The following is a 15,468-nucleotide window of genomic DNA, read 5'->3' on the forward strand; positions in this document are numbered from 1 at the left end:
GCCATGTCAAATCGATGTACGCGTATCGAGGCGCTCAAAACGGCAGCCAAACGCCGCATTATTATTCTGGATGGCCCGAAAGGGACCGAGATCCAGAACAAGGGACTGACCGAGGCTGATTTCAGGGGCACGAAATTTGCCGGTCACAATCGTGACCTCAAGGGCAATAACGACATCCTCAACCTGACCCGGCCGGACCTCATCGAGGCGATCCACCGCGATTATGCCGAAGCGGGCGCGGAAATCATTTCCACAAATTCGTTCAATGCCAACGCAATCAGCCAGGGCGAGTATGGTCTTGAGCGTGAAGCCTATGCGATCAATGTCGCGGCCGCCCGGGCCGCCCGCAAGGTCGCGGATGAATTCACGACGCCGGATGGCTTGCGCTGGGTGGCCGGGGCGATGGGTCCGACCAATGCCACGCTGTCGCTCTCGCCGGACGTCAACAAGCCGGAATTTCGTGCCACGGATTTCGACTCCATGGTCGCGGTTTATTCCGAAGCCGCTGCCGGTCTGATAGATGGCGGTGCGGATTATCTGCTGATCGAGACCGTCTTCGATACACTGAATGCGAAGGCGGCGATTGCCGCCGTTCTGGATCTGGAGCAGGCGCGGGGTGAATCCATACCGATGGCGCTGTCGATGACGGTGGTCGACCGCTCGGGCCGCAATCTGTCCGGCCAGACGGTCGAGGCCTTCTGGGAGTCGATCCGTCATGCAAAACCGGTTAGCGTCGGTCTCAATTGCTCTCTGGGTGCTGACCAGATGCGGGCCTATGCCGCCGCCCTTTCTCGTGTCGCTGATACGCTGATCCATGCCTATCCGAATGCCGGCCTGCCCAATGATCTGGGCGGCTATGACGAGCCCCCGGAAACAACCTCGGCGCATCTGGGCGAATGGGCGCAAAGCGGTCTGCTCAACATTGTCGGCGGATGTTGCGGAACCACGCCCGCACACACGCGAGCCATCGTCGCTGCCGTGGCTGGAGCAGCACCGCGCAGGCCTTCACAGCGCCCGCCCGCCATGCGTTTGTCCGGCCTGGAACCGTTCGAGCTGGCGTCATGAGCGCGGCCGCCTCCTTCATCAATATCGGCGAGCGTACCAACGTCACGGGTTCGGCACGCTTTCGCAAACTGATCACCAATGGTGACTATACAGAGGCCCTTTCGGTTGCGCGCCAGCAGGTCGAAAACGGGGCCCAGATAATCGACGTCAACATGGATGAAGGCTTGCTGGATTCCAAAGCGGCGATGCGCACTTTCCTGCGCCTGATTGCCGGCGAGCCGGATATTGCCCGCGTACCCGTCATGATCGACTCGTCCAGATGGGAGGTGATCGAGGAAGGGCTGAAAAACCGTCAGGGCAAGTCCATCGTCAATTCGATCAGCCTGAAGGAAGGCGAGGCGCTCTTTCTGGAGCAGGCGCGTCTGGTCCAGCGCTACGGTGCCGCCGTTGTGGTCATGGCATTCGACGAGGACGGCCAGGCCGAAACCGCCGACCGCAAATTCGCCATCTGTCAGCGCGCTTACCGCCTGTTGGTCGATTCTGTCGGTTTCGACCCGAGCGACATCATTTTCGACCCGAATATCTTTGCCGTTGCGACCGGCATTGCCGAGCACGATGATTACGGGGTGGCCTTCATCGAGGCGACGCGCCGTATTCGCGCCGAACTGCCCCGCGCGCATGTGTCCGGTGGTGTCTCCAACCTGTCTTTCTCCTTTCGCGGCAATGAAGCAGTGCGCCGCGCCATGCACTCCGTCTTCCTCTATCACGCCATTCAGGCGGGGCTGGACATGGCCATCGTCAATGCCGGTCAGCTGGATATCTATGATGATATCGAGCCGGAACTACGGGACGTCGTCGAGGATGTCATTCTCAACCGCAAGGCCGGGGCCGCCGATCGCCTTCTGGAAATGGCCGAACGCTTCCGGGAAACCGGTGAGGCCGAGGAAAAGGCGGCTGCCGAGTGGCGCGGCTGGCCGGTCGCGCGCCGTCTGGAGCACGCACTGGTCCACGGCATAACCGACCACATCGACGATGATACGGAAGAAGCCCGGCAAGCCTTCGACAAGCCGCTGGAGGTTATCGAAGGCCCGCTGATGGACGGCATGAATGTCGTCGGCGATCTTTTTGGCGCGGGCAAGATGTTCCTGCCGCAAGTGGTCAAATCCGCCCGCGTCATGAAGAAGGCCGTCGCCCACCTTCTGCCCTATCTGGAAGAGGAAAAGCGCCGCTCCGGAAATGCCGGGAAATCCAACGGCAAGATCGTGCTGGCGACAGTGAAGGGCGATGTCCATGATATCGGCAAGAACATCGTCGGCGTGGTGCTGCAGTGCAATGGCTATGAGATCGTCGATCTCGGCGTGATGGTGCCCGGCTCTGATATTCTCGAAGCGGCGAAACGCGAGGGCGCCGATATTGTCGGCCTCTCAGGACTGATCACGCCGTCTCTGGATGAAATGGTCGATGTGGCCAGCGAGATGCAACGCCTTGGCTTTGACCTGCCCCTGTTGATCGGCGGTGCCACGACCAGCCCGGCACACACGGCGCTGCGCATAGAGCCGGCCTATTCCGGCGGTCCGGTCGTCCACGTCAACGATGCCAGCCGCGCGGTCGGTGTGGTGTCCAAACTCTTGTCGAACGATCGCGAAGCCTACGCCAAGGGCGTCAAGGACGAGCTTGCCCGAATCCGTGAAGTGCGCGCCCGGACGCAGTCGGCCCGGGATCGGCTGAGCCTCGATGCGGCGCGCGCCAATGCCCATTCTGTGACACTGGCAGTACCCAGGCCGCGCCAGCCCGGCCTGACGGTAATCGATGACATCACCGTCGCCGATCTTGTGCCCTATATCGACTGGACACCGTTCTTCATGAGCTGGGACATGAAGGGTGTCTATCCGCAAATCCTCGATGACCCGAAACGCGGCGAGGCGGCGCGGGCCTTGTTGGCAGATGGTCAGAAGATGCTGGCGCAAATGGCCAGTGAAAACTGGATCAAACCCCGTGGCGTCGTCGGGCTCTGGCCGGCCAATCGCGTGGGCGACGACATCACGATCTGGCAGGATCACAGCCGGACGGACAAGCGCGCGACTTTCTTCGGTTTGCGCCAGCAATCGGCCAAGTCCAACGATCGTCCGCATTTCTCGCAATCGGATTTCGTTGCGGAGACAGGTGATGACTGGATTGGTGGATTCTGCGTGACCGCCGGGGACAATCCGGCAATCGCGCAAGCGTTCAGGGATGCCAATGATGATTATTCCGCCATCATGTTTGCCGCCCTCTCAGACCGGATTGCAGAGGCGTTTGCCGAATATCTGCATCGTCGCGTGCGCACGGAAATCTGGGGCTATGCGCCCGATGAATCCCTATCCAATGCCGATCTGATCAGGGAAGCCTATCAGGGTATCCGCCCGGCACCCGGCTATCCCTCACAGCCGGATCATACTGAAAAGCTGACCCTGTTTGAATTGCTGGACGCGCCTGCCACCTGCGGTGTCGAGCTCACCGAGAATTTCGCCATGACGCCGCCATCATCGGTCTCCGGCCTCTATCTGGCGCATCCGGACAGCGAATATTTCGTGGTCGGCCGCATTGGTGAGGACCAGGTCGCCGATTATGCGCGGCGCAAGGGCTGGACGCTGAAGCAGACCGAGAAGGCACTGGCCCCCATCCTCGGATATGATCCGAAGACAGAGGCCAAGAAGGACGCAGCCTAGAACCGCCCTGTCTGGTAATCCAGCATCGCCTGGCGGACTTCACCTTCCGTATTCATCACGAAAGGTCCGCCGCGGGCGACGGGTTCCCGCAAGGGTTTTGCTGCAATCAGCAACAGGCGCGCGCCATCCGGGCCCGCTTCCAGCCGCGTCAGGCTGCCTTCGCCCAGCACGCCCAGCTCGCCGCGATTGACGGCCATCGGCGCTTCGCTGCCGGTCCGCGGCAACAGGATGGCCCCGTCATGGACCGCAACGATGGCCGAATGATCCGCGGCCAGCGGCTCTTTATAGACCGCGCCCGGTTCGAGATGGATTTCGGCGAAGAAGGGTTGAACGGTGATCTTCTTCACTGGCCCCTCGACACCCGTCGACGTCGTCCCGGCAACGATTTTTGCCACCACGCCTTCACGAATATCCGTGGGGATCTGGTCAGCGCGGTATTCCTGATAGCCTGCGGGCTTCATTTTCTCCGCGCGCGGCAGGTTGATCCACAGCTGGAAGCCGGACATCAGCCCATCCTCCTGTTCCGGCATTTCCGAATGGACGATACCCCCGGCGGCCGTCATCCATTGTACGCCGCCTTGCTCGATCACGCCTTCATGACCTTTATTGTCCTTGTGGCGCATACGGCCGGCAAACATGTAGGTCACGGTTTCAAAGCCGCGATGCGGATGTGGCGGGAAGCCGGCCAGATAATCATCCGGATTGTCGGAATGGAAATTGTCGAGCATCAGGAATGGATCGATTTGAGGCAGACGCGGCGTGCCGAGCAAGCGATTCAGCTTCACACCGGCCCCATCGCTTGCGGCCATGCCGGGTTCGAGGTGAACGAGAGGTCGAAGAGTGGTCATGATAAGTCTCCTTTTGCCCGATATATGGGATAATATGAGACTGGCAGTAGGTTCGTCGTCGAAAACGCCGTTTTTCCAGAATGTCAGTAATGGACGCCGCCGCCTTCGCTGGCCTAGAGTGGCCTTCAGCCAAGGGGGAATCACATGCACAGATCGTTCGGCCTTCTCGCAATAGCGGCCTTGCCGCTTTCCGCATGCGATGCGGCGACCACCGAAACACAACCCGCGCCCGGATCTATGCAGACGGATATTTCCGCTGATCATGAGCCGCCGGCGGTCTCGGGGCAGAGTTTCACAGCCACGCAAGATGTGGCCGGCTATTATCTGCCTCAGGACGAGGTCGCGATTGGCAGTATCAGCCTCAATCACATTTCCGTTGGTCTCGACTGGGAATTCGAGCAATACCAGTCCGGGGCACCGGACGCCTTCACCCCGCTGGCCATCATATTCGATGACACATCCAGTCCGACCGGCGTCGGCGAGCTCGGCAATACCTATTACGAAGTCAACCATGTCCTCGTGCCGGACGCTTATGCCGTAAGTGATGACGGGCTGGTCCTGTCCGGCCAGCATGACGTGATGGGCGGTTTCCATTTCGAGGGCCGCTGGAATATGGCTGACGTCGAGCAGATGCAGGCGGGCTATCCGGAACAGGCACAGTCGGCGCTAACCGGCACCCTGACGCTTGGCGCTGTGGTTTTCGAAGATGTTGTTTTCCAGGGCTGGTTGGGAGACTAGAAAATTTCCACGCCTCGAAAATCCCAATTCACCATTGGCTGGCGCGAGTGGATCATTCTTCCGGATTTTGCAGAAACGCGGATCAAGGCGAAGATCGACACGGGCGCCCGGACGTCCGCTATTCACGCATGGGATATCAAGCCCTTCGAAAAGGAGGGCAAAAAATGGGTCCGGTTCGAGCTGCACCCGCTTCAGAAAAACAATTCGCAGCGTATTTCGTGCGAAGCCCCGGTCATGGATGAGCGTCTGATCCGCTCGTCAAATGGCCAGATCACCAAACGATTCCTCATTCGCACACGGTTGAAGCTCGGCAACCGGATCTGGCCGATTGATCTGACATTGTCGCGGCGTGACGAGATGGGCTTTCGTATGCTACTGGGACGCACGGCGCTCAGCGGCCGGACATTGATCGACCCGCTCGCGTCCTATCTCTGCGGGCGTTAGCCGGACGGATTAGCCTGAAATATCCAGAAGCCATTATTGGAAATCAAATGCGTCTTGCTCTCCTTTGCCGAAATCCCGACCTCTATTCGCACAGACGGCTTGTCGAGGCGGCAGAGGCGCGCGGTCACCAGATCGATGTTCTGGACACACTGCGTATCTACATGAACATCACCTCCCACCGGCCGGAATTGCATTATCGTGGCGAGAAACTGCCCAAATACGATGCGGTGATCCCCCGTATCGGGACCTCTATTACAGCTTACGGAACGGCAGTTGTCCGCCAGTTCGAGATGACGGGAGCCTGGACGCTGGCCGAGTCAGTCGCCATCACCCGCTCGCGCGACAAATTGCGGTCGCTGCAATTGCTGTCGCGTGAAGGCATTGGCCTGCCGGTCACGGCCTTCGCGCATGATACGCGCCAGCTGGACCATCTTCTGGAAATGGTCGGCGGTGCCCCCGTTGTGATCAAGCTTCTGGAAGGGACGCAAGGCGTTGGTGTTGTTCTGGCGGAGACACCGCGCTCGGCGAAATCGGTCATCGAAGCCTTCCGCGGCGCCAAGGTGAATATCCTGGTGCAGGAATTCATCAAGGAAGCCGGTGGCGCAGACATCCGTACCATCGTGGTCGGCGGCAAGGTCGTGGCGGCGATGAAGCGTCAGGGCGGGGAGGGCGAGTTCCGCTCCAATCTTCACCGCGGCGGTGGCGCATCCAAGATCAAGATCACACCGGAAGAGCGCGCGACCGCCGTTCGTGCAGCCAAAGTCATGGGTCTGCATGTCTCCGGAGTTGACCTGCTCCGGTCCAATCATGGCCCCGTCGTTATGGAGGTAAATTCCTCGCCCGGCCTTGAAGGCATTGAAGGCGCGACCGGATTTGACGTCGCAGCTCAGATCATCGAACTGATCGAGAAAACCGCCAAACCGGGCAAGACCAGAACGAAGGGGACGGGGTGAACCAGCCGCCACTCGAGTTCGCGGGCCATATAATCGCGCCGGGGACCCGCGCGAAAATAGAATTGCCCGTCGCATTATTGTCAGACCATACACCGGTCACGATGACGGTGATGATTATCCACGGCAAGAAACCGGGACCAGCCGTCTTTGTATCCGGCGCGATCCACGGTGATGAAATCATCGGTGTCGAAATCATCCGGCGGCTGGTGCGCGCCAAACAGTTGAACACGCTGACCGGCACATTGATTTGCGTGCCCATCGTCAATGCGTTCGGCTTCATCAATCATACGCGTTATCTGCCCGACCGCCGCGACCTCAATCGCTCCTTTCCAGGCGCGGCCAAAGGGTCGCTGGCGGCGCGGCTGGCAAAGCTTTTCATGACTGAAATTGTGGCCCGGTGCGAGGTTGGCATAGATTTGCACTCGGCCGCCGAACACCGCGTGAACCTGCCCCAGATCCGGATTGATGGCGGTTCGAAAAAAGCCATGGAGCTGGCAAAAGCCTTTGCGCCTCCCGTCATCATGGTCTCGAAGCTGCGCGAAGGGTCTCTTCGCCACGCGGCACGCGAGCAGGGCAAGGATGTTCTGGTGTATGAATGCGGCGAGGCGCTGCGGTTTGATGAAACCGCCCTTCGTATCGGCGTAACCGGCATTCTGCGTGTTTTGCGGGAGATCGGAATGATCCGTCAGGCCAAGGGGATCGGTTCGCCTCTGACATCGGATGTCAGCCAGTTATCTGAATGGATGCGCGCGCCAATGGGCGGCGTGTTGCGGGCCTTCAAGACCATCGGCGCCTGGGTCGAGGAAGGCGAGGTGATCGCCGCCCTGTCTGATCCGCTGGGCGACGGCGAAGTCGAGGTGCAATCATCCACCACGGGCATCATTATCGGCCGGACCATGCTGCCGATCGTGAATGAAGGCGATGCATTGTTCCATATTGCCGAAATCGTCAGACCGAAGACCGAGGACGGCCATACCGGGCTGGAACAGGCCTTTGAAGGCCACCCCCTGTTTGACGAAGACGAAATTCTCTAGTCCGGACAAAGGACCGCCCGCAGACGGGGCGCGTCTGCGGGCGGTATCAAGAGCGGGCCTCATGAGACAGGGAAGGGACAGCCACGCTCTGACGTTACGCGATCAGCCTCTCATCTCTAGTCGGGCATGATCACCTGATTGATGACGTGAATGACGCCATTGGATGCATCCACATCGGCTGAAATCACAGTCGCGCCATCAATCATGACCGAGCTGCCGGTCGCATCGATGTCAATCGTATCGCCCTGGACGGATGCGACGGACAGTGATTGACCCGCCAGGTCGCCAGCGAAATATTCGCCCGGAACGACGTGATAGGTCAGTATGGACACCAGCTGATCACGGTTTTCGGGCAGCAGAAGCGAATTGATCGTGTCTTCGCCAAGAGCGGCAAAAGCTTCGTCCGTCGGGGCAAAAACCGTGAACGGACCTTCGCCTTGAAGGGTTTCAACGAGGCCAGCGGCCTGAACAGCCGCAACCAGTGTGGTGAAGGATCCGGCATTGATCGCGGTTTCGACAATGTCGCCCTGCATTTCAGCATGATGGTCGAACTTGGCGGCGGCTTGATCACCGGCGAAGGCCGGTGCGGCCAGAACGGCGGTTGCGGCAACAGAGAGAAGGAAATTACGCATTATGTGTCACTCCTGAGTCGTGGGGGACAGGGCGGAGAATGCCGCCCCTGACTTGACCCTTATTGGACAAGACATGGGAGTTTACGGCGGCCGGACCGGGCCGGTTCACCACATTAAACATCTTTTATTTTATGGATTTAGGCTGGAAATTGCCGGTGAGCGCCCTAACACGCGCGCCCGAAGCCACCGCCGCCCGGCGTTTCGATCTCGATGCGATCACCCGGCTGCACCGTCACCGAAAACAGCCCCTTGAGCGTTTCGATATCGCCATTGGCCCGGATGATGCGCTGTGCGCCGCAAAGCCCGTCGCCACCTCCGGCCAGCCCCATGGGGGCTTCGGTTCGGTGGGACGATAAGAGCGCGACGTTCATCGACTCCAGGAATTCGATACAGCGAACCGAGCCATCCCCGCCACAGAAAGCACCGGATCCGCCAGAGCCATCGCGAATACGGTGATGGATCACGCGTACCGGGAAACGGCGTTCCAGCACCTCCGGGTCGGTCATGCGCGAATTGGTCATATGGGTATGGATCGCATCGGTCCCGGCAAAGCCCTCGCCGTCCGGCCCGATGCCCGCGCCCGACCCGCCGCAAATCGTCTCATAGTACTGGTGTCGGTCATTCCCGAAGGTGAGGTTATTCATCGTGCCCTGCGCGGCTGCCATACGGCCTGTCGCCGCAAACAGGGCATCGACCACCATCTGGCTGGTCTCTACATTTCCGGCCACAACAGCCGCCGGATAGGCCGGATTCAAAAGACTGCCCTCGGGGATGATCAATTCGAGCGGCTTCAGGCAGCCTTCATTCAAAGGGATCTGATCGCCGACGAGACAGCGGAAAACATACAGCACTGCGGCGCGCGCCACACTGGACGGAGCGTTGAAATTATTGGTCAGTTGGGCGCTTGTACCCGTGAAGTCGACGATGGCGGACCGCTGGGTCTTGTCCACGCGGATGGCCACGCAGATCTCCGCACCATCATCCATCCTGATCCTTGCTGCTCCGTCTTCCAGCGCATCAATCACGCGGCGCACGGCGCGCTCTGCATTGTCCTGTACATGTCCCATATAGGCCGCCACCACGCGTTCACCGTGGTCTTCGACCATGCGCTTCAATTCAGCTGCGCCCTTGGCACAGGCGGCGAGTTGGGCCTTCAGGTCAGCAATATTCTGATCCGGGTTACGGGCGGGCCATCGACCCGCGGACAGGATGGACCGCACCTTATCCATCTGGAACTGGGCTTTTCGCATAATAATTTCGTTAGCGAAAGAAATGCCTTCTTCCGCGATGGAGGTTGAGAAGGGAGGCATGGAGCCCGGGGCGATGCCGCCGACATCGGCATGATGCCCGCGCGCCGCGACATAGAAAATCCGCTGGCCTGACAGCTCGTCATGCACCGGCACGACTACGGTGATGTCGGGCAAGTGCGTGCCGCCCTCATACGGCGCATTCACGGCCACCGCATCGCCCGGGCCGAGGTCCGGGTTTGCGGCGGCGGCGGCCTTCACGCTCGCCGACATGGAGCCGAGATGAACCGGCATGTGCGGCGCATTGGCAACAAGGCCGCCATCGGCATCAAAAACGGCGCAGGAGAAATCCAGACGCTCTTTCATGTTCACAGAGTGCGCCGTGCGTTCGAGCGCAACGCCCATCTGCTCGGCAACCGACATGAAGCGCTTGTTGAAGAGCTCGAGCCGTATCGGATCGAGTTCCGTGACTTCAGCTTCGGCATGATTGCCGCCGGTGTGATCGAGGACAAGCATGCCATCCGCGAGCCGTTTGATATTCCAGCCCGGGTCCACAACGATGGTCGAGTTCGGCTCGACGATCAGGGCCGGACCGCCAAGCGCCATGTCTGCTCCCATCTCCGATAGCCTGTAGACAGGCCAATCGGTCCAGGCCCCGTTCTGAAAAACCGGCCGCGTTTCAATTGCCTCGATCGGCCTGTCGCCATCGGGCAGGTCAATGCTCCAACCGCGCGCGCCTGGAGGTTCCGCCTCGGCTTCCGCGGCTACCGATTCAATGACCAGATCGCCTTCAGGGACAAAGCCGAACAGCCGTGCATGGGCAGCCTGAAAATCGTTTCGAACGTTTGTCATGTCATTCAACGGAACAGGAATGGCCGTATCAGATCCCGAAACCCGCAGGCGGATGGAATACTTGACCGCAATGGCGGCCGCGTCGGCTCCCTGCGGTACAAGTGCGGCCGCCGCATCCCCTCCGAGTTGCCGGGACTTGTCAGAGGCTCGCGCAAATGCCATCGGGAAATCATCTTCAATCGCGGCCTCGCGGGTTTCTCGCAATTCCGCCAGACCGATCCCGAGCGCTGACAGCAATCCGGCATAGGGATGGATCAGAACCGTTTTCATACCGATGGCTTCAGCCACCTTGCAGGCATGCTGACCGCCTGCGCCGCCAAAGGCCGAGAGGGCATAACGCGCCGGATCCACGCCTTCGCCGATCGAAATCTGCTTGATCGCCTGAGCCATGTTCTCGACCGCAACGGCGAGAAAACCCTCTGCAGCCTCTTCCGCAGACGGAAGGCCCATTGCCCTGGCCAGATGGCTGAGTGCCTCACGGCTGGCAATGGCATTCAGTGGAGCTGAGCTGTCTGCACCAAAGGTTTTCGGAAAATGATCGGGCTGGATACGGCCTAGCACGATGTTCGCATCGGTCACCGCAGCTGGCCCGCGCCGGCCATAACCGGCTGGGCCAGGCATGGCGCCGGCGCTGTCGGGACCGACTCGCGCGCGCTCGCCATCAAAGCTCAGCACCGAGCCGCCGCCGGCCGCAACGGTGTGCACGGCCATCATTGGCGCGCGCAGGCGCTGACCGGCAATCACCGCCTCGCCAACGCGGGCATATTGATCGCCGTCATAACGGGAGACATCTGTGGATGTGCCGCCCATATCAAAGCCGATGACAAGCGGGTATCCGGCGGCCTTTGCGGTTTTCGCCATACCGGCAACGCCGCCCGCCGGGCCGGACAGGACCGCATCCCTCGCGGCGAACCGCGCGGCGGAGGTGAGGCCGCCCGATGACTGCATGAAGTAGAGCGGCGCGCCATCGAGCCGTTCGGCGACCCGATCCGCATAATCACGCAAGACTGGTGTCAGATAGGCATCCAGAACCGCGGTGGAGGCCCGCGGGACGATCTTTACCAGAGGGCTGGCATCAATCGAGCAGATAACGGTTTCAAAGCCGCATTCCCTCGCCAGCTTTTCAATATACTTCTCATGTGAACTATTGGCGTAGGCGTGCATGAGGGCGATCGCGCAGGTCTTGGCACCTGATGCTCTGGCATCTGACAATGCGGCTTGTAGTGCCGACTTGTCGACGGCCGCGATCTCCTCGCCGTCCGGGTCCATGCGGGCGCTGACGGACACGACAAGTTTGTGCAGCGGTTCTGGCCGATCAATCTTCATCGCGAAGATATCCGGCCGCGTCTGGTCGCCAATCACGAGCAGGTCTTCAAAGCCTTCTGTGACGACAAGGCAAGTGTCCGCGCCCTTGCGTTCCAGCAAGGCGTTGGTGGCAACCGTCGTGCCCATTTTAACAGCGCTGACACGGCCGGCGGCGATGGACTCGTCCGCCTCAAGGCCCAGCATCCGGCGCACGCCCTCGGAGGCGGCGTCGGAATAATCCGGGCTTTCCGAGAGGAGTTTCATGGCCCGCAATGTGCCGTCCGGCTGGCGCGCAATCACATCTGTGAAGGTGCCGCCGCGATCAATCCAGAATTCCCAGGTGCCCGACACGCCTTCTAATCCCCCGCCAGCGGCGTTACATGAACGGGTGGAGACTAGACTCATGGGTTTTTGGCGCAAGCTGACTGACTTCATTTCCGGCCAGCCCGACCCCTACGATTGTGAGGGCGAGGATTGCGGTCCCGGCCATCGCGTTGATGACGCGGATTTTGCCATCGCCCTCATTGGTCTGGGAGCGAAGATGGCGAAGGCCGATGGCGTGGTCACCCGGAATGAAATCGCCGCATTCCGGCAGGTCTTCAAGGCTCCGCCGGATGGTGAAGACATTTTGATTCGTGTTTTCAACCTCGCCAAGGAAACCACTTTGGGCTTTGACGGATATGCCAGTCGTCTGGCCCGCCGTTTTCGTCATCATCCGGCTGTGTTGGAGGATGTCATTGATGGACTTTTCCACATCGCCAAGGCTGACGGTGCTGTGACCGGCGATGAGCTGGATTATCTCCAGGCCGTTTCCGATATATTCGGCTTCTCAGCGCGGGAATTCAGGCGCATGCGTATGTCGCACGGATTGGTGGATGCCAGCGATCCCTATGTCATTCTCGATGTCGACCCGGATGCAGATGACGCCGAATTGAAGCAGGCCTACCGGAAAATGGCAGCGCGAAATCATCCGGATGCCCTGATGGCCCGCGGTGTTCCGGCGGAATTGCAACGCCTTGCTGTCGAGAAAATGGCCGCGATCAATGCAGCCTACGCCGAGGTGAGGGACGAACGTGCCGCAGAATCCCCCTGACTATTTTGTCGCGGGTTATTGACGCGAGGGGCGATGGCACCGAAATTGTAAGCAAGACGTTAACGCGTCGACGCATGAGACAAGTGTGCCGAAAGGGGCATTGATGACCCAGACCCAGACTTTCCGTTTCCCGCATACTGCCGGTAACTGGCTGCGGACGCTGATCGCTGCCGTTCTAGCCGTGGCATTCGCCGGTCTCATTCTGATGTTCGCTGCCATCTTTGCAGCCGCGGCTCTGGTAGTGATTGGTGCTGCCATGCTGGCGGGAGGTGCCTGGTGGCTCTGGCGCAAGGTCCGGGGCCGTAATCAACAGGCAGCTGATGATGATATCACCGTTCTTGTCGCCCGGCGCGGACCGTCTGGATGGACGGTCGATGGCGAAGCGGACAATCGCCGCTGATTTCGAAACATTCCGTCACTTGGTGAATTCATGAATGCGGTCTAATCCGCCGATCATGAATCTACGCGATCTCACCGCCTTCATCGCCGTTTGCCTGTTCTGGGGCCTGAATTTCGTTGTTGCGAAATTCGCCATCACCGGTTTGCCCGGCTGGTCGCCCGGCTTTGGCGGTGTGCCGCCCATCGCCTTTGCGTTTCTGCGCTTTCTGGTGCTCGCGCTGATCCTCTTCCCCTTCTTGCGGCCGCTTCCCAAACAATGGGGCACGCTGGTTCTGGTCGCGATGGGGATGGGCTGCCTGCAATACGTCCTCATTTTCATCGGGCTTGAAACGGCGACGCCGTCCGGCATGGCGCTGGTCCTGCAAAGCGGCGTGCCGTTTGTGACCTTGCTGTCAGTTGTCTGGCTGAAGGAAAAGATCGGTTGGGCACGGGGGACCGGCACGGCGCTGGCCATTGCCGGCGTTCTACTGGTCGTCGCCAACCCGGCCGAGCTGACGCTGGCCATCGGTCTGCTTTACGGTCTGGGCGCGGCTCTGGTTTCGTCGGTCGCCATGATCCTCATTCGCCGGATCGATATGAAGCCGATGCGCCTTCAGGCTTGGATCGGGCTGATTTCCGCGCCGATCCTTTTTATCGGAACTGCTGCCTTTGAAACCGGTCAGGCCGAAGCGGTCATGTCGGGCGGCTGGATGTTTGCTGCGGCACTGGCTTTCACCGTCATACTGGTCAATGTCTATGGTCACGGCGTCTTTTACTATGTGCTGCAAAAATACGAGACCACACTTGTGGCACCGCTCACGCTGCTCGCGCCATTGATTGGCGTCGCCTCCGGCATTTTGTTGACCGGTGACCCGTTCGGCTGGAGGCTGGCAGTCGGCGGTCTGCTGACGCTGGCCGGTGCCGGGATTGTCGCTTCCCGGCCGAACAAGGCCCTGCCGGATGCGGCACTGGTTCGTGAGGAATCGCTTTGAATTTCACTGATGCCCCTTCGCCGAACTTCAATGACCGGAAAAAGCCGGTGAGCCTGATCGTTCTGCACTATACCGGCATGGAATCGGGGCAGGCGGCGCTGAACCGTATGCGCGATCCCGAGGCGAAGGTCAGCGCCCATTACATGGTCGAGGAAGATGGCCGCATCTTCCAGCTGGTCGACGAGGAAAAGCGCGCCTGGCATGCGGGTGTGTCCGAGTGGGCGGGTGAAACAGACATCAACTCCATTTCCATCGGGATCGAGATCGTCAATGGTGGACATGATTTCGGCCTGCCGGATTATCCCCAGGCGCAAATGGACGCAGTCACTTCGCTTACGAAACAAATTATGGTGAGGCGTAACATTCCGGCGCACAGAATTGTTGGTCATTCGGATATTGCGCCGGGCCGCAAGCAGGATCCGGGCGAGAAATTTCCCTGGGTCCAGATGTCAGAAGCGGGCTGTGCGATTCATCCCAAAGTGATGATCGAGGCGGGCGACACGCGGTCGGGGCTGGCGGCTATCGGTTATGGATTTTCAGCCGGTGAGACAGCTGTTATCCAAGCGTTCCAGCGCCGCTTCCGTCCTGCCAAAGTGGACGGTAATCTGGACGACGAAACGGCCAGCCTGATTTCGGCAGTGGCGGTACTTACGCCGAAATCTTGACCTTCCGCTCGAAAACATCGACATAGACCGCGATCAGGCGGCCGGGCGACCGCGCTTGCAAGTCCCGAAAGGGCGCAAGGGAGGAAAGTCCGGGCTCCGGAAAGGCAAGGTGCCAGGTAACGCCTGGCGGGGGTGACCCCAGGGATAGCGCCACAGAGAACAGACCGCCCGCCAGAGCTTCGGCCATGACGGGTAAGGGTGAAACGGTGCGGTAAGAGCGCACCGCCCCGACCGTAAGGAAGGGGGCACGGCAAGCCCCACCTGGAGCAAGACCGAATAGGGATGGACGCGGGTCAGACCGCACGCACGCCTTGCTGCGCCATCCGGGTAGGTCGCGTCAGGCCCGTCGCGAGGCGGGTCGCAGAGGAATGGTCGTCGCGTTCTTTCCGTCATGGAAAGAATGGCACAGAACCCGGCTTACAGGCCGCCTGATCACACTTATCCACATTCTATCCACACCCTATCCACAGATATGTTCTCAATCTGTTCTTTTGCTGCGCCGCAGCAATTGATGCGAATACTTGCTGTGCAACAGAAAAAATGGCGAAAAAGAGTCTTTCTCCATTGTTTCCCA

General features: G+C 60.1%; 11 protein-coding genes, 1 other RNA gene and 1 pseudogene. 10 read left to right on the forward strand and 3 right to left on the reverse strand.

All coding sequences use genetic code 11. The features are described from left to right. Positions 1-3: 3 nt before the first annotated feature. Positions 4-3,713 (forward strand): annotated as a pseudogene (metH, locus tag HXX25_RS02125) (methionine synthase). Here metH and HXX25_RS02130 read toward each other — a convergent pair. Then, positions 3,710-4,561 (reverse strand): pirin family protein, encoded by an 852-nt coding sequence (locus HXX25_RS02130; RefSeq protein ID WP_187166890.1) that lies wholly within the window; start codon positions 4,559-4,561, stop codon positions 3,710-3,712. The pseudogene metH and the gene HXX25_RS02130 sit on opposite strands and share 4 nt — an antisense overlap. A 144-nt stretch (positions 4,562-4,705) precedes the next feature. Here HXX25_RS02130 and HXX25_RS02135 point away from each other — a divergent pair, with 144 nt between their 5' ends. The 4 genes from HXX25_RS02135 to HXX25_RS02150 are packed head-to-tail and all read left to right on the forward strand — an operon-like array spanning position 4,706 to position 7,730. Further along, on the forward strand, positions 4,706-5,299 hold the full coding sequence (locus HXX25_RS02135; protein ID WP_187166891.1) for a hypothetical protein: 594 nt from the start codon (positions 4,706-4,708) through the stop codon (positions 5,297-5,299). Positions 5,300-5,302: 3 nt separating this feature from the next. Then, a complete protein-coding gene (locus tag HXX25_RS02140; RefSeq protein WP_370543753.1) occupies positions 5,303-5,743 on the forward strand; it encodes an ATP-dependent zinc protease in 441 nt (146 codons plus the stop codon). A gap of 47 nt (positions 5,744-5,790) precedes the next feature. After that, entirely contained in the window at positions 5,791-6,696 is a 906-nt protein-coding gene (gene rimK, locus HXX25_RS02145; RefSeq protein ID WP_187166892.1) for a 30S ribosomal protein S6--L-glutamate ligase, read from the forward strand. Continuing rightward, positions 6,693-7,730 (forward strand): succinylglutamate desuccinylase/aspartoacylase family protein, encoded by a 1,038-nt coding sequence (locus HXX25_RS02150; RefSeq protein ID WP_233346825.1) that lies wholly within the window; start codon positions 6,693-6,695, stop codon positions 7,728-7,730. The genes rimK and HXX25_RS02150 overlap by 4 nt, the downstream gene beginning before the upstream one ends. Positions 7,731-7,846: 116 nt before the next feature. Here the strand turns inward: HXX25_RS02150 and HXX25_RS02155 are convergent, their stop codons facing one another. After that, positions 7,847-8,365 (reverse strand): fasciclin domain-containing protein, encoded by a 519-nt coding sequence (locus tag HXX25_RS02155; RefSeq protein WP_370543754.1) that lies wholly within the window; start codon positions 8,363-8,365, stop codon positions 7,847-7,849. A gap of 161 nt (positions 8,366-8,526) precedes the next feature. After that, complete coding sequence (locus HXX25_RS02160) at positions 8,527-12,117, reverse strand: hydantoinase B/oxoprolinase family protein (RefSeq protein WP_233346826.1); 3,591 nt, start codon at positions 12,115-12,117, stop codon at positions 8,527-8,529. Between the two features lie 52 nt (positions 12,118-12,169). On the opposite strand from HXX25_RS02160, the gene HXX25_RS02165 reads away from it, so the two are divergent. The 5 genes from HXX25_RS02165 to rnpB all read left to right on the forward strand — a co-directional run bounded on the left by HXX25_RS02165 (position 12,170) and on the right by rnpB (position 15,330). After that, positions 12,170-12,859 (forward strand): molecular chaperone DjiA, encoded by a 690-nt coding sequence (locus tag HXX25_RS02165; RefSeq protein WP_187166895.1) that lies wholly within the window; start codon positions 12,170-12,172, stop codon positions 12,857-12,859. 103 nt (positions 12,860-12,962) lie between these two features. Continuing rightward, on the forward strand, positions 12,963-13,259 hold the full coding sequence (locus tag HXX25_RS02170; protein ID WP_187166896.1) for a hypothetical protein: 297 nt from the start codon (positions 12,963-12,965) through the stop codon (positions 13,257-13,259). 34 nt (positions 13,260-13,293) lie between these two features. Beyond that, positions 13,294-14,229, forward strand: a complete 936-nt coding sequence (locus HXX25_RS02175) for a DMT family transporter (protein WP_233346827.1) — start codon at positions 13,294-13,296, stop codon at positions 14,227-14,229. Further along, the gene (locus tag HXX25_RS02180; protein WP_187166897.1) at positions 14,226-14,894 is read left to right on the forward strand and encodes an N-acetylmuramoyl-L-alanine amidase; all 669 of its coding nucleotides are present in this window, start codon (positions 14,226-14,228) and stop codon (positions 14,892-14,894) included. The genes HXX25_RS02175 and HXX25_RS02180 overlap by 4 nt, the downstream gene beginning before the upstream one ends. Before the next feature lie 33 nt (positions 14,895-14,927). Continuing rightward, positions 14,928-15,330: RNase P RNA component class A (gene rnpB, locus HXX25_RS02185), an RNA gene on the forward strand. Positions 15,331-15,468 lie beyond the last annotated feature (138 nt).

This window comes from Hyphobacterium sp. CCMP332 (assembly GCF_014323565.1).
Taxonomy (GTDB): Bacteria; Pseudomonadota; Alphaproteobacteria; order Caulobacterales; family Maricaulaceae; genus Hyphobacterium.